The sequence below is a fragment of the Stutzerimonas decontaminans genome, assembly GCF_000661915.1.
Taxonomy (GTDB): domain Bacteria; phylum Pseudomonadota; class Gammaproteobacteria; order Pseudomonadales; family Pseudomonadaceae; genus Stutzerimonas; species Stutzerimonas decontaminans.
The window spans coordinates 1373014-1391288 of record NZ_CP007509.1; the positions used below are offsets into that span (position 1 = coordinate 1373014).

Annotated in this window: 18 protein-coding genes; 7 read left to right on the forward strand and 11 right to left on the reverse strand. The window is 65.8% G+C overall.

The features are described from left to right. Positions 1–23 precede the first annotated feature (23 nt). A complete protein-coding gene (locus UIB01_RS06350; RefSeq protein WP_038657931.1) occupies positions 24–1871 on the reverse strand; it encodes an SLC13 family permease in 1848 nt (615 codons plus the stop codon). A gap of 228 nt (positions 1872–2099) precedes the next feature. On the opposite strand from UIB01_RS06350, the gene UIB01_RS06355 reads away from it, so the two are divergent. After that, positions 2100–3056 (forward strand): alpha/beta hydrolase family protein, encoded by a 957-nt coding sequence (locus tag UIB01_RS06355; RefSeq protein WP_038657933.1) that lies wholly within the window; start codon positions 2100–2102, stop codon positions 3054–3056. After that, a complete protein-coding gene (locus tag UIB01_RS06360) occupies positions 3053–3529 on the forward strand; it encodes a GreA/GreB family elongation factor (RefSeq protein WP_038657935.1) in 477 nt (158 codons plus the stop codon). The genes UIB01_RS06355 and UIB01_RS06360 overlap by 4 nt, the downstream gene beginning before the upstream one ends. A 175-nt stretch (positions 3530–3704) precedes the next feature. On the opposite strand, the gene UIB01_RS06365 is transcribed toward UIB01_RS06360, so the two are convergent. Then, positions 3705–5651 (reverse strand): DNA topoisomerase III, encoded by a 1947-nt coding sequence (locus UIB01_RS06365; protein WP_038657937.1) that lies wholly within the window; start codon positions 5649–5651, stop codon positions 3705–3707. A gap of 188 nt (positions 5652–5839) precedes the next feature. Here UIB01_RS06365 and UIB01_RS06370 point away from each other — a divergent pair, with 188 nt between their 5' ends. Continuing rightward, on the forward strand, positions 5840–6052 hold the full coding sequence (locus UIB01_RS06370; RefSeq protein WP_003283903.1) for a DUF3079 domain-containing protein: 213 nt from the start codon (positions 5840–5842) through the stop codon (positions 6050–6052). A gap of 7 nt (positions 6053–6059) precedes the next feature. Here the strand turns inward: UIB01_RS06370 and UIB01_RS06375 are convergent, their stop codons facing one another. Then, complete coding sequence (locus UIB01_RS06375) at positions 6060–7289, reverse strand: dicarboxylate/amino acid:cation symporter (RefSeq protein WP_038657940.1); 1230 nt, start codon at positions 7287–7289, stop codon at positions 6060–6062. Between the two features lie 193 nt (positions 7290–7482). On the opposite strand from UIB01_RS06375, the gene UIB01_RS06380 reads away from it, so the two are divergent. From UIB01_RS06380 to UIB01_RS06390, 3 genes are all read left to right on the forward strand, one after another. Further along, positions 7483–7806 (forward strand): hypothetical protein, encoded by a 324-nt coding sequence (locus UIB01_RS06380; RefSeq protein ID WP_038657942.1) that lies wholly within the window; start codon positions 7483–7485, stop codon positions 7804–7806. Between the two features lie 71 nt (positions 7807–7877). After that, positions 7878–8603, forward strand: coding sequence for an SIMPL domain-containing protein (locus UIB01_RS06385; RefSeq protein ID WP_038657944.1), 726 nt, complete (start codon positions 7878–7880; stop codon positions 8601–8603). Between the two features lie 187 nt (positions 8604–8790). Continuing rightward, positions 8791–9924: a Fic family protein gene (locus UIB01_RS06390; RefSeq protein WP_038657945.1), complete on the forward strand. Its 1134-nt coding sequence runs from the start codon at positions 8791–8793 to the stop codon at positions 9922–9924. 89 nt (positions 9925–10013) lie between these two features. Here UIB01_RS06390 and UIB01_RS06395 read toward each other — a convergent pair whose 3' ends face one another. The 3 genes from UIB01_RS06395 to UIB01_RS06405 all read right to left on the reverse strand — a co-directional run bounded on the left by UIB01_RS06395 (position 10014) and on the right by UIB01_RS06405 (position 13681). After that, positions 10014–10940 (reverse strand): ABC transporter permease, encoded by a 927-nt coding sequence (locus tag UIB01_RS06395; RefSeq protein WP_011914010.1) that lies wholly within the window; start codon positions 10938–10940, stop codon positions 10014–10016. 65 nt (positions 10941–11005) lie between these two features. Further along, positions 11006–12112 carry an ABC transporter permease gene (locus UIB01_RS06400; RefSeq protein ID WP_038657949.1) on the reverse strand — a complete coding sequence of 369 codons (1107 nt, stop codon included), beginning with the start codon at positions 12110–12112 and terminating at the stop codon, positions 11006–11008. Between the two features lie 12 nt (positions 12113–12124). Continuing rightward, the gene (locus UIB01_RS06405) at positions 12125–13681 is read right to left on the reverse strand and encodes an ABC transporter ATP-binding protein (protein WP_038657951.1); all 1557 of its coding nucleotides are present in this window, start codon (positions 13679–13681) and stop codon (positions 12125–12127) included. 250 nt (positions 13682–13931) lie between these two features. On the opposite strand from UIB01_RS06405, the gene UIB01_RS06410 reads away from it, so the two are divergent. After that, on the forward strand, positions 13932–14852 hold the full coding sequence (locus UIB01_RS06410; protein ID WP_038657953.1) for an AraC family transcriptional regulator: 921 nt from the start codon (positions 13932–13934) through the stop codon (positions 14850–14852). Position 14853: 1 nt separating this feature from the next. Here UIB01_RS06410 and UIB01_RS06415 read toward each other — a convergent pair whose 3' ends face one another. The 5 genes from UIB01_RS06415 to UIB01_RS06435 all read right to left on the reverse strand — a co-directional run bounded on the left by UIB01_RS06415 (position 14854) and on the right by UIB01_RS06435 (position 18271). Then, positions 14854–15309, reverse strand: a complete 456-nt coding sequence (locus UIB01_RS06415; protein WP_038657955.1) for a carboxymuconolactone decarboxylase family protein — start codon at positions 15307–15309, stop codon at positions 14854–14856. Positions 15310–15319: 10 nt separating this feature from the next. Continuing rightward, the gene (locus UIB01_RS06420) at positions 15320–16057 is read right to left on the reverse strand and encodes an SDR family oxidoreductase (protein WP_038657956.1); all 738 of its coding nucleotides are present in this window, start codon (positions 16055–16057) and stop codon (positions 15320–15322) included. 122 nt (positions 16058–16179) lie between these two features. Further along, positions 16180–16650 carry a nucleoside deaminase gene (locus UIB01_RS06425; protein WP_038657957.1) on the reverse strand — a complete coding sequence of 157 codons (471 nt, stop codon included), beginning with the start codon at positions 16648–16650 and terminating at the stop codon, positions 16180–16182. 36 nt (positions 16651–16686) lie between these two features. Then, a complete protein-coding gene (locus tag UIB01_RS06430; protein WP_038657958.1) occupies positions 16687–17481 on the reverse strand; it encodes an ABC transporter permease in 795 nt (264 codons plus the stop codon). Continuing rightward, on the reverse strand, positions 17468–18271 hold the full coding sequence (locus UIB01_RS06435) for an ABC transporter ATP-binding protein (protein ID WP_038657959.1): 804 nt from the start codon (positions 18269–18271) through the stop codon (positions 17468–17470). The genes UIB01_RS06430 and UIB01_RS06435 overlap by 14 nt, the downstream gene beginning before the upstream one ends. Positions 18272–18275 lie beyond the last annotated feature (4 nt).

Sequence of the window (18275 nt, forward strand, 5' to 3'; positions counted from 1 at the left end):
CAGTTGGCGCCGTCGGCTTTGCTTCAGAGCGGCCAGATCCAGAGAATTGCCGGCACCGCGCAGAGCACCACCAGAATCGACAGCGGCAGTCCCAGCCGCCAGTAGTCACCGAAGCGATATCCGCCCGGCGCCATCACCAGCGTGTTGGACTGATGGCCGATAGGCGTGAGAAAGGCACAGGACGCGCCGATCGCCACGGCCATCAGGAACGGATCGACCGACGCGTCCATGCCGCGCGCCAGGCTGATCGCCACGGGGGCGGCGAGCACCGCGGCGGCAGCGTTGTTGACCACGTTGGAGATCAGCATCACGGCCACCATCAGCAGCGCCAGCGTTCCGGCTGGTGGCAGCGACCGGCCTAGCTCCAGCAGGGCTTCGGCGATCAGTTGCGAGCCCCCGCTGCTTTCCAGCGCCTGGCCAACCGGCAGCATCGCCGCGACCAGTACGATCACCGGCATGTCGATGCTTTCGTAGATACCGCCCAGAGGAATCAGCCCGACCAGAATCATCACCAGCGCCCCGGTGACCAGCGCTGTGGCAGCGGGAACCAGGCCAAAGGCGATTGTCGCCAGGGTGATGGCGAAGATGGCACTGGCCAGCAGCACGTTGCGCGGGGTGGTGATGCTCAGCCCGCGGGACGCCAGCGGCAGGCAGCCCAGACTGTTCAGGCTCGACTGCAGTGCGTCCTCGCGGGCCTGCAGCAGCAGGATGTCGCCGGACGCAAAGCGGATCTTGCCGAGCCGCTGGCGCAGCCGCTGCCCCTGGCGGGCCACGGCCAGCACATTGACGCCGTGACGTTCGCGCAGGTCGAGGCCGCTGGCGCTGGTGCCTACCAGCATGGAGCGCGGCGAGACGATGGCTTCGGCCAGGGTCAGCTCGCCGTGGCGGCTCTTGTGGCTCTTGCGTGCCTTCTCTTCCTCGACGGCCTGCTCGGTCGCTTCCTGCTCCTCGCGTGCCTCATCCTCCTGCTCGTCGACATTGGCCGCCAGCTCGACGCCGGTGACGTCGAGCAGCGCCTTGAGGCTGTCCGAGTCGGCCTCCACCAGCAGGATGTCGCCTTCGCGCAGCACCTCGTAGGTCGAGGGCATGCGCTGGCGCTCATCGCCGCGTACCAGGGCGATCACCTGCACATCGGCTTCGTCCTCCACTGCATTGATCAGCGCGTGCAGCGTGCGCCCGGCATATTTGCAGCTTTCCGGTACCCGCACTTCGGTGAGGTAGGCGCTGATCTCGAACAAGTCGCCGTTGCCTTCCTGTTCCTGTCGCCGCGGCACCAGCCGCCAGCCGAGCAGGGCGATGAACAGCACACCGGCGACCGTCACCGCAGCGCCCACCGGAAGAAAGGCGAACATGCCGAACGGGGCCTCGCCGGCTTCGGCGCGGTAACCGGCGATGATCAGGTTCGGCGGGGTGCCGATCAGCGTCAGGGTACCGCCAAGCAGCGAACCGAACGCGAGCGGCATCAGCAGATACGAGGGTGAGCGGCCGCTCTGGCGCGACATCCAGATCGCCACCGGCATGAACAGCGCCAGCGCGCCGACGTTGTTCATGAAGCCAGAGCTGAGCGCGACGATTCCGGTCAGCGCGGCCACTTGCGCCCATGGCCGCTCGCCGACCTGCATCAGCCGCCGCGCCACGGAATCCACCACACCGGCATTGAGCAGTCCGCGGCTGAGTACCAGCACCGCGGCCACTGAGATCACGGCGGGATGGCCGATGCCGGAGAACACCTCGTCCGCCGGCACGACGCCGGTCAGTGCGCAGGCGAGCAGCGCGCCGAGGGCGACCAGGTCGTAGCGCCAGCGATTCCAGACGAACAGCACCAGCGTTGCCGCCAGTACGCCAAAGACGATCAGCTGTTCGCCGGTCATGTACTTTTCTCCGAGCCGCCAGGAATCCGCAGCACATTGGCGCTGTAAGTCGGGGCGGTAATGCCAGTGGAAACACGATGAGGTGATGCACTGCAGCCCACCTGCCTGCAGTGGTCATGCGGCTGTCATAAACAGACTGCTGCCGCTGCGCAAAGGTGCCGGCAGGTTATGGCAAAAATTCACGCTGCGGGGCAAGGTGGCGGCATAACAATTCGAAAGGTCCCTGCCATGCCCGAGTCCGTTGCTCTGCAGTGCACAGATGGTTACACCCTCGCCGCGCAGCTGTGGCGGCCGGCAGGTACCGAACGTGGCGCGGTGATCATCAGCTGCGCCACCGGCGTGCTGTCGCGCTATTACGCACGCTACGCGAGCTTTCTCACTGAGCACGGTTTTACTGCACTGACCTACGACTTTCGCGGCATCGGCGGCTCACGACCGCAGCGCCTGCGCGACATGCAGATGCGTTGGCGCGACTGGGGTGAATACGACTTCGATGCCGCGGTGCGCTACATGCGTGCGCGTAATCCGCACGGGCTGCTGGTGGCGGTGGGGCATAGCGCCGGCGGCTTCATGCCGGGCTTTGCCGCTGCTGCCAGCGAGGTGGACCGTTACCTCAACGTGGCCGGGCAGTACGCCTATTGGCGCGACTATGCCGCCGATCAGCGTCTGCGCATGTATGCCAAGTGGCACCTGTTCATGCCCGCGGTCACCCGCCTGGTTGGCTATTTTCCCGGACGGCGCTTCGGCTGGCTGGAAGACCTGCCGGCGGGTGTCTCGCTGGAATGGTCCCGGCGCGGCGCGCGACTGGAAGACAGTTATCCATCCGCCGAGCACGAGCTGCTGTTCAGCCGTTTCGGTGCGGTTCGAGCGCCAATCCTGGCGGTAAGCACCAGCGACGATGAATTCGCGACCCCGGCGGCCATGCGCCGCGGGCTCGGCTATTTCCGCAACAGCCCGCGTCAGCTGGTGCAGCTCAATCCACGCGCGATGGGCTTCGAGCGTATCGGCCATTTCGGCCTGTTCCATGACCGGCACCGCAACGGTTTCTGGCGCGAGACGCTGGAGTGGATCGCCGAGGGCCGCAATCCCTGGCTGGCCGATGAGGTCATCGAGGCGGGTGCCGCGCCGAACAGCGACGCTGCCATTCCCTTCGGCACGCCATCGGGCTATAAGCCTGGCCCATGAACAAGACCGCCCTTCAGCAACAGATCATCGCCACCCTCGAAGCCGACCGCGAGGTCGCCAAGGCCGTGCTGGCCGCGACCCACGAGGCCGCCACCCATGCCGAGAGCAAGGCCGAGAACAAGTACGACACCCGTGGCCTGGAAGCCGCCTACCTCGCCGACGGGCAAAGGCGACGCCTGCATGAGATCGAGACGGCACTTGCCGCTTACCGCAACCTGCAGCCGACTATCGGCTCGGACGAGTGCGTGCGGGTCGGTGCGCTGCTTTGTCTTGAACACGATGGCGCCGGACGCTGGTTCTTCCTTGGCCCGGATGCCGCTGGGCTGAAGCTGCAGCATGAAGGCCGGGAGATTCTGGTGATCTCGCCTCGCTCACCGCTAGGGCAAGGCCTGCTCGGACGGCAGGTGGGTGATGAGGTGGGCATTCGGGTAAACGCCCTGCCGCAGGTGTACACAGTGCTGGACGTGCAATAACGGACCTGCCACTGGCCGGTGCGGGTCGCTGATGCTTTTGTGGGAGGCCCGCCCACGGGGCGAAGCTTTTGATCTTTGGGCAGGAGCGGTGGCCGTATTCGCCGCGGGGGCGCGCCTCCCACTGGGGCAGTGCGGTCGCTGGTGCTTTTGTAGGAGGCCCGCCCGGTCCATCCCATCAATCCGCCGCACGTGCTTTTCTCGTGCGTGGGCCGGCTGTCTTGCGCGCCGCGGCGCTGCGTTTCTTCTTCCACGGTTTGCCGTTGCGGCCGGCGGCCACCGGTGGGCCACTGATGGTCATGCGCAGCCCGGCGCAGCGTTCGACCAGCTTGCTCATCCACGCCGACTGTTTGGCGACGAATTCTTCCAGCGGCATCTCGCCGCTCTGCACCATATCCAGCGCCTGCTCCCAGATCGCCGTTGTGCCGGGGTCGGCGATCGGCCGTGGCACGGCGTCGATCAGGCTGAACGCCGCCGGCGTCGCCGCCAGTGCCTTGCCCTGGCGAAGCAGATAGCCACGGTCGAGCAGGCCCTGGATGATGCCGGCGCGGGTCGCCTCGGTGCCGATGCCGGTGGTGTCCTTGAGTTTCTGTTTCAACCGCGGGTCATCCACCAGCTTGGCGACGTTCTTCATCGCCTTGATCAGGTCGCCTTCGGTGAAGGGTTTCGGCGGCTGGGTCTGCTGGTCCTTGAGGTTGATCTCGCCCACCGCGTAATCCCCGCCCTGTTGCAGGGCTGGCAGGCTTTGCGGCGCGGGCGCCTCGCGATTGCCCCGTGCTGCCGCCAGTGCTTCGGGCATGGCGCGTTTCCAGCCGGGCTCGACGACCCGCTTGCCCACCGCCCGCAGCGCCTGGCCGGCGCAGTCGAAGTCGGCTTGAGTGCGGTCGTATTCGTGGTTGGGCAGGAACTGCGCCAGATAGCGCGCGCGGATCAGCGTATAAACCGCACGCTGTCGGCCGGCCAGGCGTTCCAGACCACGCGCCGCGGCCGTGGGAGTGATGCCGTGGTGAGCGCCGACCTTGGCGTCGTTCCAGGCCCGCGAGCGGCGCGACGGGTCCAGATGTGGCTCAAGCGCCGCGAGCGTCGGATCGGCCTGCCCCAGCGCCGCGACAATCGCCCGCGCTTCGCCGTGCTGGCTCAGCGGCAGGTAGCCGCAGTCGCTGCGCGGGTAGGTGATCAGCTTGTGGGTTTCGTACAACGCCTGGGCGATATCGAGGGTTTCCTGGGCGCCGAGGCCGAGCTTCTTCGAGCAGACTTCCTGCAGCGTGCCGAGATCGAACGGCAATGGCGCAGCCTCGCGCTGGCGTTCGGTATTCAGTTTCACCAGCCGGGCGCCGGCAGAGTTGCGCATGGCATCCGCGGCCTGTTGTGCTCGGGCCTGATCGAGGCAGCGGCCCTGATCATCGCAATAGTCATCCGGCGCCTGCCACTGCGCGGTGAACGCGGCGCCATCGGCGAGCAGCTGCACATCGATGGCCCAGAACGGCACTGGGATGAAGTCGGCGATGCTGCGGTCGCGGTCCACTACCAGACGCAGCGTTGGCGTCTGCACGCGGCCCACCGGCAGCACGCCCTGGTAGCCGGACTGGCGGCCGAGCAGGGTGAACAGCCGGCTCATGTTCATGCCGATCAGCCAGTCGGCGCGCGAGCGGCCGAGGGCGGCATGGTAGAGATTGAAGGTCTCGGCGCCAGGCTTGAGTGCAGCCAGCGCCTTGCGGATGGAGGCATCGTCTAGCGCCGAGAGCCACAGGCGGCGGATCGGTCCGCGATAGCGGCAATGCTCGACCAGCTCGCGGGCGATCATCTCGCCTTCGCGGTCGGCATCGGTGGCGATCACCAGTTCGCTGCATTCGCCAAGTAGACGCTTGACCGCCTTGAACTGGCTGGCGGTCCTCGGCTTGACCAGCATCTTCCAGCGCTCCGGCACGATCGGCAGGTCGGCCAGCACCCAGCGCTTGTAGCGCGGGTCATAGGCGTCCGGCGGGGCGGTTTCCAGCAGATGGCCGATGCACCAGGTCACCGTCACCCCGGCGCCCTGCAGGCAACCGTCGCCACGCCGGTTGGCGCCGAGCACCTTGGCGATGTCGCGGGCCTGGGAAGGTTTTTCGCAGAGATAGAGTTGCATGGAGGCTGTGACGGCAGCGGTCGATGGCGCGAAGCATGTGCACAAACGGCGCTGCAGGCAATCTTTATCTGTATGTGCATACAGTTGTTTTGCGCCGATACCGGTCGTTCTTGAGCATGATCAAGTCTGGCGGCGGCGAGGAGGCTTAGCCTGTGGCCACTGCAACAACGCCAGAAAAGGCACGCGCAATGGCCAAGAAATTTCCCCTCGAACCTTCCCACCCCGAACGTGTGTGCTGGGGCTGCGACCGCTATTGCCCGGCAACTTCGATGGCCTGTGGCAACGGTGCGGGCCGCACCCAGCATCCGGCGGAAATGTTCGGTGAGGACTGGTATCTGGACGAATGCTGGGGCATCGACCCGGAGCTGATCGCCAAGACCCGCAAGGAGTCGTCGACCTGATGCTGCGCTAGGCGCGATCGGCGAAACGCTGCACTACCACACTGCCGATAATGTCGCCCTCGACGTTGACCGCCGTGCGCACTGTGTCCAGCAGGCGGTCAATGGGCAGCAGGATCGCCACCGCTTCGGCCGGCAGGCCGACCGCCTGCAACACCATCACCATGGTCACCATGCCGGCGCTGGGAATACCCGGCGCGCCGGTCGAGGCGATCATCGCAGTGAAGAACACCACCGCCTGCTGCGCCAGGCTCAACTCGATACCCATCAGGTTGGCGACGAACAGCGCAGCTGCAGCTTCGTAGAGTGCGGTGCCGTCCATGTTCATGGTCGCGCCCAGCGGCAGCACGAAACCGGCGATGCCCGGGCGCACTTTGAGGTTGTCCTCCGCGCAACGCAGGGAGATCGGCAATGTCGCCGCACTGGAGCTGGTGGCGAACGCGGTGATCAGTGCCTCGCGGGTACCGCGGAAGAACCACAGTGGCGATTTGCCGGTGGCCAGGAAGAGAATGCCTGGCAGCACCACGATGCCGTGAAACAGCGTGGTGGCGAACACCAGCACGATGAAGCCGCCGACGGCGCTGAGCAGCGCCACATCCTGCTCGGCCACCAGCTTGATCAGCAGCGCGAGGATGCCCAGCGGCGCCAGACGCATGATCCAGCTGATGATGCGCATCATCAGCTCGAGAAATTCCTGCAGCACCACGAGGATATTCCGGTAGCGGTCGCCGCCGGCCACCAGGGCGATGCCAATGAACATGGCGAATACCACGACGGCCAGGATGCTGCCGTTGGCCAGCGCGGCGAAGGGGTTCTGGAACAGGTTGGCGAAGAAGTGCAGAAAGAACTCCGGCAGTGTCAGCTGACGCGCCTCGAAGTCGTTCATGGCCTCGGCGAACAGATCCAGCGACAGCCCCGCGCCCGGCTTGAAGATGTTCGCCGCGACCAGCGCCACCAGCATCGCCGCACTGGTGGTGAGGGTGAAGTAGACCAGTGCGCCGCCCCACACCCGATGCACCTGATGGTGCGCCTGCAGGTTGGCCACGCCGACCACGATGGAGGTGAAGATCAGCGGAATCAGCACCATCTTCAGCAAGCCGATGAAGATGCTCCCGGCCAGGGTACTGGCGTAGAGCACGCCTTCGCGCACGGGCGCGTCGGTCGGCAGCGTGCCGGTCAGCCAGCCGATGGCGACACCCAGGCAGGCCGCGACAAGAATCTGCAGGTTGAGACTGGGCAAGGGGTGGCTCCTCGGATCGGGTAGCGGTGGCGCTAAGCAAAAGAATGAACGCAGCGGCAAAAGTTCGCATCGCGCGCGGCGCAATCATACAGACGCGACGCAACCGACGTGCCAACGACCTGGCGTCGGCCGGCCGCTGACAAAGCCATGCTGCTGGGTTTTCATGACCGGGCAGGTAGAAGAGGCGCAAGTCATGAGCGATCAGGACATCGAACAACGCATCGCCCGCGATATCGCCAGATGGCAGCGCGGCGTGCAGGAAAAAGGCGAACCGCTGGTGATGGACGAAGGCTGGCTGCAGACGCCGCCGGGCCTGCGCTTGCCGTTCTCGGTGCTGAAGAGCGCCGGGGTGCCGCCCCGGGAAGTGGAATTGCTGGCGCAGCGTGCCGCGTTGCGCGAACGGCTGGATGCCTGCAGCGATACCCAGCAGCGCGTGCGGCTGGAGCGCGAGCTGAGCGAGCTGGAGCAGCACATAGCCTTTCGGCTGGAGGCGTTGCAGCGTCTGGGCCGCGGCTGAGCGCTGATGCTGGCGTTCGCCCGGCGCTGGAGTAGCATGCGCATTCGGTCAATTCCTAAGGGGAGAAGCAGGTGGCTACAGCACGAATCGGATTTCTGCCGGCGGCGTTGATCGCTGCGGCAGTGGCCTTCGCCGGCTGGTCGGTGGGGCAGGGTGTGGAGCGTTTTCGCATGGCCGACCGCACGGTGACGGTCAAGGGCCTGGCGGAGATGGACGTGAAGAGCGACTTTGCGGTTTGGACGCTGGGCTTTCGCCGTGGTGGCGATCAGTTCGCCGAGGTGCAGAAGGGGCTGAGCGAGGATCGCCAGCTGGTGCTGGATTTCCTCCGCGAGCAGGGCTTCACCGACGAGGAGATCGAAGTGCGACCGTTGCAGGTACAGGATCTGCTGGCGCGTGAATGGGCCTCGCGTGATGTGGCGCTGCGCTTCAACGGTCAGGGCCAGGTGCTGGTCAAGTCCGAGCGCGTGGATGCGGTGGGCAAGGCGGCCAATGCCATCGATCCGCTGATCTTGGCCGGTGTGCAGCTGGATACCGAGGTGAATGGTTTTGCCGGGCCGCGTTATCAGTTGCGTGGGTTCAATGAGCTCAAGCCGCAGTTGCTGGAGGCGGCCACCAGCAATGCCCGTGAGCAGGCGACTCGTTTTGCCGATGATGCTGGCGCCACGCTGGGGCGGTTGAAGAACGCCAACCAGGGGGTGATTCGGGTTATCGATGACGATGGCAGCGATATGGACAGCGGGCGGACCGTGGGGAAACGGCTGCGGGTGGTGAGTACGTTTGAGTACACGTTGGATTGATATTGGGCTTGAGTCTCTGAATGAAGCGCCAGCCGCCTGCCAAGGCGGATCAACCGCACTGCGCAGGCGAGTTCAAGCCCGATAGCCATGGCTTAAAGGTTAGACAGTGAGCCGATTAGTCGGCATTATCGGCTCACCAAATGAGCCGAATAAGCTCGTTAATCGGCTCACAGAGGAGCCAGCCCTCATGAATGACCCGCTCTGGGTCTGGCGGCAGCCCAACTGGCCACACTTCAATTGGCAGGCAGACGCACTGGCCCCGCTGCTGCGTACCTGCAGTCAGGCTCAGGGTCGCTTGCTCGGGATGCTCGGTGCCGTTGGCAGTGACACAGAGGTGCAGAGCACCCTGGATGCCATGCTGCAGAACATCGTCACCTCATCAGCCATCGAGGGTGAGCAGCTGGATGTCGGCTCCGTGCGCTCGTCACTGGCGCGGCGCCTGGGGCTGAACGAAGAAGGGCGAATCACCTCACGTTCCGAAGGTCTGGCGGAACTGCTGCTCGATGCCACCCGCGCGTATCAGCAGCCGCTCGATCTGCAGCGGCTGTTCACCTGGCATGGCTGGCTGTTCCCCAGCGATGGTCACCTACTGCCCCGCCCGTTACGCATCGGCATCCTGCGCGGCGAAGAGCCCATGCAGGTGGTTTCCGGGAGACTCGACCGCCCTACCGTGCATTTCGAAGCGCCACCCCGCGCAGGGCTGGAAGAACAACTGGACGACTTCCTTGCCTGGTTCGAGAGCAGCCGCAGCGATGCAGGCCTCGACCCATTTCTACGAGCCGGCATTGCGCACTTCTGGTTCGTCACCCTGCACCCCTTCGACGACGGCAACGGCCGCCTTACGCGCGCCATCACCGACTTGGCACTTGCGCAGGGAGAACAGCAGGCCATCCGCTTTTACGCCATGTCGGCGAGCATCCTCGATGACCGCGCCGGCTATTACCGCATCCTCGAAGCCAGCCAGAAAGGCACGCTGGATATCACCGCCTGGCTGCAATGGTTCCTCGCCACGCTGCTCAAGAGCTTGGAACAGGCCCTTGCTCGTATCGACCGCGTGCTGGTCAAGGCACGCTTCTGGCAGGCTCACCGCAGCCAAACCCTGTCTGCCGAGCAGATCAAAGTGCTTAACCGCCTGCTCGATGGCGGCGAGAGAGGTTTCGAGAACGGCATCAGCGCCGCGCAATACCAGGCTGTGGCCAAGGTCTCGAAAGCCACCGCCACGCGCCACCTTAGCGATCTTGTCGAGAAGGGCTGCCTTGCCCGGCTGCCGGGCGGCGGGCGCAGCACGCGCTACCAGATACAGCACTCGGCAAACGCTTGAATAAAGTGAGTCGCCCAGCAGGGCGAAACCAGGCTCTCAAGCCAACTCGCAAACCGCCCTGGTTCCGCGTAGCCGGCCCGAAAAAAGCCTCAATGCCCCGGCTGCCAAGGCTGCCCCAGCGACACCGGCGCATACAACCGCGTACGGATCGCATCGCGCGACAGCAGCACCAGCACCAGAATGGTCGCCACATACGGCAGCATCGCCAGCAGGTTGCCGGGGATCGCCAGGCCCAGACCCTGGGCCACCAGATGGAGGATGCTGGCCAGGCCGAACAGGTAGGCGCCGAGCAGTACCCGGCTCACCCGCCAGCTGGCGAATACCACCAGGGCCAGGGCGATCCAGCCGCGGCCGGCGGTCATGTTTTCCGCCCACATCGGCGTATAGGCGAGCGACATGTAGCCGCCGGCAAGCCCGGCCATGGCGCCGCCGAACATCACCGCCAGGGTGCGCACGCGCAGTACCGGCAGGCCCATGGCGCTGGCGGCGTTGGGGTTTTCGCCGACGGCCTGGATGATCAGCCCGATGCGGCTTTTCAGCAGCACCCAGGCCACCAGGGCGAACAATGCGAAAGACAAATAGACCAGCAGGTCCTGGGCGAACAGCATGCGGCCGATCACCGGGATTTCGCTGAGCAGCGGTATGGCGATTGGTTCGAAGCCGGCCAGCGGCTTGCCGACCCAGCTGGCGCCGACAAAGGACGACAGGCCGACGCCGAAGATGGTCAGCGCCAAACCGGTGGCCACCTGATTGGCGTTGAAACCCAGCGCCACCATGGCAAACAGCAGCGACAGCAGCACGCCGGCCAGGCAGGCGAACAGCACGCCGAGCCAGAGGTTGCCGCTGGCGAAGGCGACGATAAAGCCGATCACCGCGCCGAACAGCATCATGCCCTCCTGGCCGAGGTTGAGTACGCCGGTCTTCTCGCACACCAGCTCGCCGAGGGCGACCAGCAGCAGCGGGGTGCCGGTGCGGATCATGGCGTAGAAGATATTGGTCAGTAGATCCATGTCCATCGGTCAGGCCTCGAACTTCAAGCGGCAGGCAGCGGGTGAAAGGGTAAGCAAGCGGGCGAGCGCGATCATGTGGCCGGCTCCTCTTTGGCGCTGACGAGCTGGGGCTTGCGTGCCCACAGCTTCAGCCGCGGGCGGTAGAGGATCAGTACGTCGCAGGCGAGCAGGAAGAACAGCACCATGCCCTGGAACAGTTGGGTGATGGACTGCGGCAGGTTGGCCGCCATCTGCGCGTTCTCACCGCCGAGGTAGAGCAACGCCATCAGCAGACTGGCGAAGACAATACCGATAGGGTTGAGGCGGCCGAGGAAAGCCACGGTGATCGCCGCGTAGCCGTAGCCCGGCGACACCTGCGGTACCAGCTGGCCGATCGGACCGGTGACTTCGGCGACACCGGCCAGCCCGGCCAGGCCGCCGCTGATCAGCAGGGCGATCCACACCAGCTTCTTGTCGCGGAAACCAACGAAGCCAGCGGCGCGCTTGTCCAGGCCGAGCACCTTGATCTGGAAGCCGAGAAAGCTCTTCTGCAGCAGCACCCAGACCACCACCAGCGCCAGCAGGGCGAAGTAGAAACCGGCATGCACCCGCAGGCCTTCGATCAGCTCCGGCAGCCGGGTGGCGTCGCCGAACATCGCCGATTCGGGGAAGTTGAAGCCTTCCGGATCCTTCAGCGGGCCGTGCACGGCGAACAGCAGCAGGTTCAGCGCAATGTAGTTGAGCATGATGCTGGTGAGGATTTCGTTGGCGTTGAACGCCGTCTTCAGCCAGGCGCAGAGCCCGGCCCAGGCGGCGCCGCCAAGGGTGCCGAGCAGTAGGGTCAGCGCCAATGCCCAGCGCGAATCCCAGTCGATGATGTTGACCGCCAGCGCACTGCCGGCCAGGGCACCGATGAGCAGCTGGCCTTCGGCGCCGATGTTCCAGATGCGCGCGTTGTAGACCACCGCCAGGCCGAGGGCGCAAAGCAGGATCGGCAGCGCCTTGACCAGCAGTTCGGAGACGCCGTAGAGGTCGCCGAGCGGGTCGATCAGCAGCACCTTGAGGGTTTCCAGCGGCGGATGGCCGAGCAGCGCGAACAGCAGGGCGCCACTCAGCAGCGTCAGCAGTGCCGCCAGCAATGGCGAGAACCAGAGCATGGCCCGTGAGGCCTCGCCGCGGGGTTGCAGGGATAACAGCATGATGGATTCTCGTCAGGCGGCAGAGGTGGAAACAGGGGTGTCGCTGGTATCGAACTGACCGGCCATCCAGCGGCCGACTTCGACCGGGCAGGTGCTGGCGGTGGCGCGCTGTGGCGACAGCCGGCCGTCGCTCAGGGCGGCGATGCGGTCGCTGATCTGGAACAACTCCTCGAGGTCTTCGGAGATCACCAGGATCGCCGCGCCGGCATCGCGCAGTTCGATCAGCGCGCGGTGGATCGCTGCTGCCGCGCCGACGTCCACGCCCCAGGTCGGGTGCGCGGCGATCAGCAGCTTCGGCTGCTGCAGGATTTCGCGACCAAGGATGAATTTCTGCAGGTTGCCGCCGGACAGGCTCGCTGCCGGGGTCTGTGCGTCCGGCGTCTTCACGGCGAAACGCTGAATGACCTGTTCGGCGAAGGCGCGCACCTTGCCGCGGCGGATCATGCCCTGCTCGACCATGCCGGTCTGTTGGAAGGCGGTGAGCAGGCCGTTGTCGGCCAGGCTCATGCTCGGCACCGCGCCGTGACCGAGGCGTTCGGCCGGCACGAAGGCCATGCCGTGGCGACGGCGAGCGTCGGGGCGCAGATGGGCGACGTCGTCACCGAGAAAGCGGATGTGCATGGCCTGGGTGGCAGGCAGGCGCTGTTCGCCGCTGAGCAGGGCGAGCAGTTCGTCCTGGCCGTTGCCGGCGACCCCGGCGATGCCGACGATCTCGCCGGCGCGCACTTCCAGGTCCACCTCTTCGAGGGATACGCCGAACGGATCGGCGTTGTGCCAGGACAGCCGCTCGACCCGCAGGAATGGCGCGCGGCCCTCGCTCTTCGGGTATTCGGCTTCCAGCCCCTCGGCATCGCCGACCATCAGCCGCGCCAGTTCCAGGTCCGAGCACTCTGCCGGCACGCACTCGCCGGACACGCGGCCGGCGCGCAGCACCGTGGCGCTCTGGCACAGCGCGCGCACCTCGTTGAGCTTGTGGCTGATGAACAGGATGCTGCAGCCCTCGGCCGCCAACCGGCGCAAGGTCACGAACAGCTCGTCGGCCTCCTGCGGGGTAAGCACCGAGGTCGGCTCGTCGAGGATCAGCAGGCGGATGTCCTGCATCAGGCAGCGGATGATCTCCACCCGCTGGCGCTCGCCGATGGACAGGGTGTGCACCAGCCGTTGCGGCTCCAGCGGCATGCCGTAACGCTGCGAGACCTCGCGGATCTTCGGCTCCAACTGTTTCGGCGTACCGGCCTTGGCACCCAGCGCTAGCGCGATGTTCTCAGCGACCGAGAGCGTCTCGAACAGCGAGAAGTGCTGGAACACCATGCCGATGCCGCGTTCGCGGGCCTGGGCCGGATCGCGCATGGTCACCGGTTCGCCCTGCCAGTGGATTTCGCCAGCGTCCGGCTGGGTCACGCCATAGATGATCTTCATCAGGGTGCTCTTGCCGGCGCCGTTCTCGCCGAGCAGGGCGTGGATCTCGCCCGGCTGGATCGACAGGTCGATACGGTCGTTGGCCAGGCAGCCTGGGTACTGTTTGGTTATGCCGCAGAGCTGGAGGCGCGCGGTCTGGGAATCGGGCATGGAGGCGTCCGCTGGGTTTTTCATGACCAGGGTGTAGCAAAAAGCTGGCCAGGCAGTCAGGAATTGAAAGTGCGACGTGGCCACGGGAGCTGCGCCACCGGTTGGCCATGCGACGATGTTAGCCGGTGCATCGCTTTGGTGCTTCACTCGGTAACACTGTCTTGCCGATGCACTGCCGTGGGGCGGGACGACCGCGGGTCGGATTGGCTGCTAAGCTAACCGTCCTTTTCGCTCCCACCGGTTGCCTGCAATGAACCAGATGGACCTTCATTCCGCCGAGGAAACGATTGCCCAGCGTGCCTCCCTGGCGCGGCTGATCGACGGCATCGTGCGCGACGACGGTATGCATCCCACCGCGATTGACGATCTCTACCTGATCCGCTGCAGCGCGCCGAGCGAACTGGTGCACGGGCTGCACAAGCCGGCGCTGTGCATCATCGTGCAGGGCAGCAAGGAGGTGCGGCTGGGCGATGAGCTGTACACCTACGATGCGCTGCACTACCTGGTGGTATCGGTCACCGTGCCGGTGGCCGGTCGCGTGCTGGAGGCCTCGTCCGGCGAGCCGTACCTGTGCATTCGCCTGGATATCGACCCGGCAATGGTCGCCACCCTGGTGGCCGAAAGCGCGCCGTTGAGCCAGCCCGTGGAAGGACCGGCGCGGGGGGTCTATCTGGACCGCATCGATGCGCCGTTGCTGGATGCCACGCTACGTCTGGTGCGACTGCTCGCCAGCCCGCAGGACATCCCGGTGCTTGCGCCGCTGGCGATGCGCGAGATCTTCTACCGCCTGCTTTGCGGTCGGCAGGGCCGCCACCTGCACGAGATCGCGGTGCGCGACAGCCAGGGCCATCGCGTCACCCGCGCCATCGAATGGCTGAACCGCAACTACGTCGAGCCGCTGCGCATCGAGGAACTGGCGCAGCGGGTCAACCTCAGCAGCTCGACGCTGCATCACCGCTTCAAGGCGCTCACCGCGATGAGCCCGCTGCAATATCAGAAGCAGCTGCGCCTGCAGGAGGCGCGGCGGCTGCTGATCGCCGAGGGACTCGATGTGTCCAGCGCCGGCTACCGGGTCGGCTACGAAAGCCCCTCGCAGTTCAGCCGCGAGTACAGCCGCCTGTTCGGCGCCTCGCCGGTGAAGGATTTAGCCCGGCTGCGCAGCACCGCTTAATTCAGCGCGACACCGGGTCCGGCACCTCGCGCAATGCTTGGGCGGCATCGATGGCGCGGGGAAAGCCGGCGGTTACGGTGGTCAGGTAGACCACCTCCTTCAGCTCCTCACGGGTGACGCCCAGACGCAGCGCGTAACCGGCGTGGACCTTCATGTACTGCAGATTGCCCTGCGCGGCGAAGGCGGCGATCACCGCCAGCTGACGGGTGCGATCATCCAGCTCGTTGCGTCCCCAGACATCGCCCAAGGCGTACTGGGTGATGCCCTCGGCGAGAAACGGATAGTCCTCGCGCAACGCTTCGAGCACCGGTTGCCCGGCGCCGCCGGACAAGTGATCCATCACCTCGATGCCACGTTCGTGTCGCTCGTTGCCGGCGGCTTCCAGCGAGGCGAAGGTCAGCGAGCCGAACACGGCCAGGCAGGCCGCGGCCAGGGTGTTGCCTGTACGAAGGGTCATGGCGGCGTCCTCAGTAGGGGCTGGCGGTGGGGCGCACCACCAACTCGCTGACGTCGACATCGGCCGGCTGGTCGATGGCATAGGCGATGGCGCGGGCGATGGCCTCGGCCGGAATGGCGATGCGACGGAAGTCGTCCATGGCCGAGCGCGCGCTGTCATCGGAAATGCTCTCGGCCAGTTCCGATTCGGTGACGCCGGGCGACACCAGGGTCACGCGAATATCGCCGCCGACCTCCTGGCGCAGGCCTTCGGAGATGGCGCGCACCGCGTACTTGGTGGCGCAGTACACCGCCGCGGTCGGGCTCACCGCGTAGGCACCGATGGAGGCGATGTTGACGAACTGGCCGGCGCGCTGGCGCTGCATCAGTGGCAGGCCGGCGGCGATGCCATGCAGTACGCCGCGGATGTTCACGTCGATCATCCGGTTCCACTCGTCGACCTTCAGCGCGTCCAGCGGTGACAGCGGCATCACCCCGGCGTTGTTGACGATCACGTCGACGCGGCCGAAGCGCTGCTCGGCGAAGTCGACGAAGGCCTGGGTGTCCTCGCGGCTGGTGACGTCCAGCGCACGGCAGGCGGCGATACCACCGCTTTCGTCGATCTCGGCGACCAGCCGTTCCAGCCGATCCAGGCGTCGCGCGCCCAGCACGACGGTTGCGCCCTGGGCCGCCAGCAGGCGCGCCGTGGCTTCGCCGATGCCGCTGCTGGCGCCGGTGATGAGTACGATTTTGCCGGTGATGTTCGACATGGGGTAGTCCTCCGCAGGTGGATTCGGACGACGTCGATGACGCCGTGGTTCGAATACTGCGATGGAGGACGGTTGCGGCGTTATGGCGATCCTGCCGGTCGCTTGCCTGATTCTGGCGGGGCTTACCAGATGCCTTCGTGCAGGGCAGCAGCCTCGTCTTCCAGCAGCGGCCCGACGACTTCGACCTTGCGCTGGCCGGCCTCGAAGACGATGCGGCAGGGCAGGTCCAGCGTCGGGTTTTCCGGATGGTTGCCAGTGATGTCCTTCAGGCTGCGCTCGGAAAGCCCATAGACCACGCGGCCCAGCCCGACCCAGTAAGCGGCGCCGGCGCACATGGCGCAGGGCTCGGCCGAGGTGTACATGGTGCAGCGCGACAGGAATTCCGGTGTGTAGCGGGTCGAGGCGCGGGTCATCAGTACGCGCTCGGCGTGGCCGGTCATGTCGTGGTCGGGCATGTAGGCGTTGCCCTGTTCCAGCAGTACTTCACCGTCCGGCCCGACCAGGATGGCGCCGAACGGATGGGTGCCGTTTTCCAGTGCGCGGCGGGCGACGTCGAAGCTTTTGCGCAGCAGGGCGAGATCGTCGAGAGACATGGCGTTATCCAGACTGAGATGAAGAGGTGGTGGGCTTCAATGCCCACCCTTGGGCAGACTCCAGGGGAAGAACACCTTCTGCAGCAGCCCGATCAGGTGGAACAACACCAGGCTGATTACCACCAGCATCAGCAGCGCGGCGAAGGCTTGCGGCACCTGGAACATCGAGGTGGAGAAGTTGATGAAGTAGCCCAGGCCTTTTTCCGCAGCGACGAACTCGGCCACCACTGCGCCGATCACCGCCAGGGTGATGGAGATGCGCAGCGCCGAGAACAGGTGCGGAAGCGCATAGGGCAGGCGGATGTTGCGGTACTCACGGGCTTTGGAAGCGCCGAGGGAGCGTGACAGCTCCACCAGCTCCTCTGGCGTCGCCAGGAGGCCAGTGACGCAGGACACCACGATGGGGAAGAAGGCGATGAGGAAGGTGATGAACACCCGCGGCAGGTCGCCGGCGCCCATCACCACCACGATGATTGGTGCCACCGCCACGATGGGCGTGGACTGCACGATCACCAGCAGCGGATAGAGGGTGCGCGACATCACCCGTGAAGAGGCCAGGGCGATGGCCAGCGGGATGCCGATCAGAATCGACAGGCCGTAGCCCATCAGCGTCACCCGCAGGGTGGCGAAGATATGCTCGGCCCAGGCACCGAGACCGACCTTCTGCGTTGCCGCGAGAATGGCGCTGGGCGAGGGCAGCACGAAGCTCGGCAGCTTGAGCAGGCGGCAGGCCGCTTCCCAGACCAGCAGCAGAACGAGCAGCGCGAGCCAGGGCGCGAAGCGGTCGGCCTGAGCCTTCAGGCGCAGCGCCCTGGGCTTAATGGGCGGCATGGCGCGAGAAGACTTTGCGGCGGATATGGTTGGCGAGCTCATTGAAACGGGGCTCCGTGAGGGTTTCCATGGACCGCGGGCGCGGCAGATCGACATCGATGATTTCCTGCACGCGGCCGGGGCGCGCCGACATCACCAGGATGCGGTCGGCCAGCAGCAGCGCTTCGGGAATCGAGTGGGTGATGAACAGCACTGTCTTCGGACGCTGGGTCCAGATGTTCAGCAGCTCCAGGCTCAGCTCGTCGCGGGTCAGCGCGTCGAGAGCCGAAAAGGGTTCGTCCATCAGCAGGATTTCCGGGTCGTGCAGCAGCGCCCGGGCAATCGCCGCGCGCTGCTGCATGCCGCCGGAGAGTTCGTCCGGGCGCTTGTTGCCGAAGTCCTTGAGCCCCACCAGTTCCAGCAACTCTTCGCCGCGGGTGATTTCCTGGGCGGTGACGCGGCCGTACTTGTGGCGCATGGGGAAGGTCAGGTTGTCGCGAATGTTCAGCCAGGGCAGCAGGGTCGGTCGCTGGAAGACGATGCCGATCTCGTCGCGCGGGCCGTCCACCGGGCTGCCGTAGATGCTGACCTGGCCGTGGGTCGGTCGCACCAGCCCGGCGAGGATGCGCAGCAGCGTGGACTTGCCGCAGCCCGAAGGGCCGAGCACCGCGATGAACTCGTGACGGCCGATATCGAAACTGGCGTTGTCCAGCGCCACCACCTCGCTGCCATCGGAGGAGGTGAAGACCTGACTGACCCGGTCGAAGCTGATGTTGGGGCGCGGCGTGGCGGGCAGGACGGCGGCGTTCATGGCT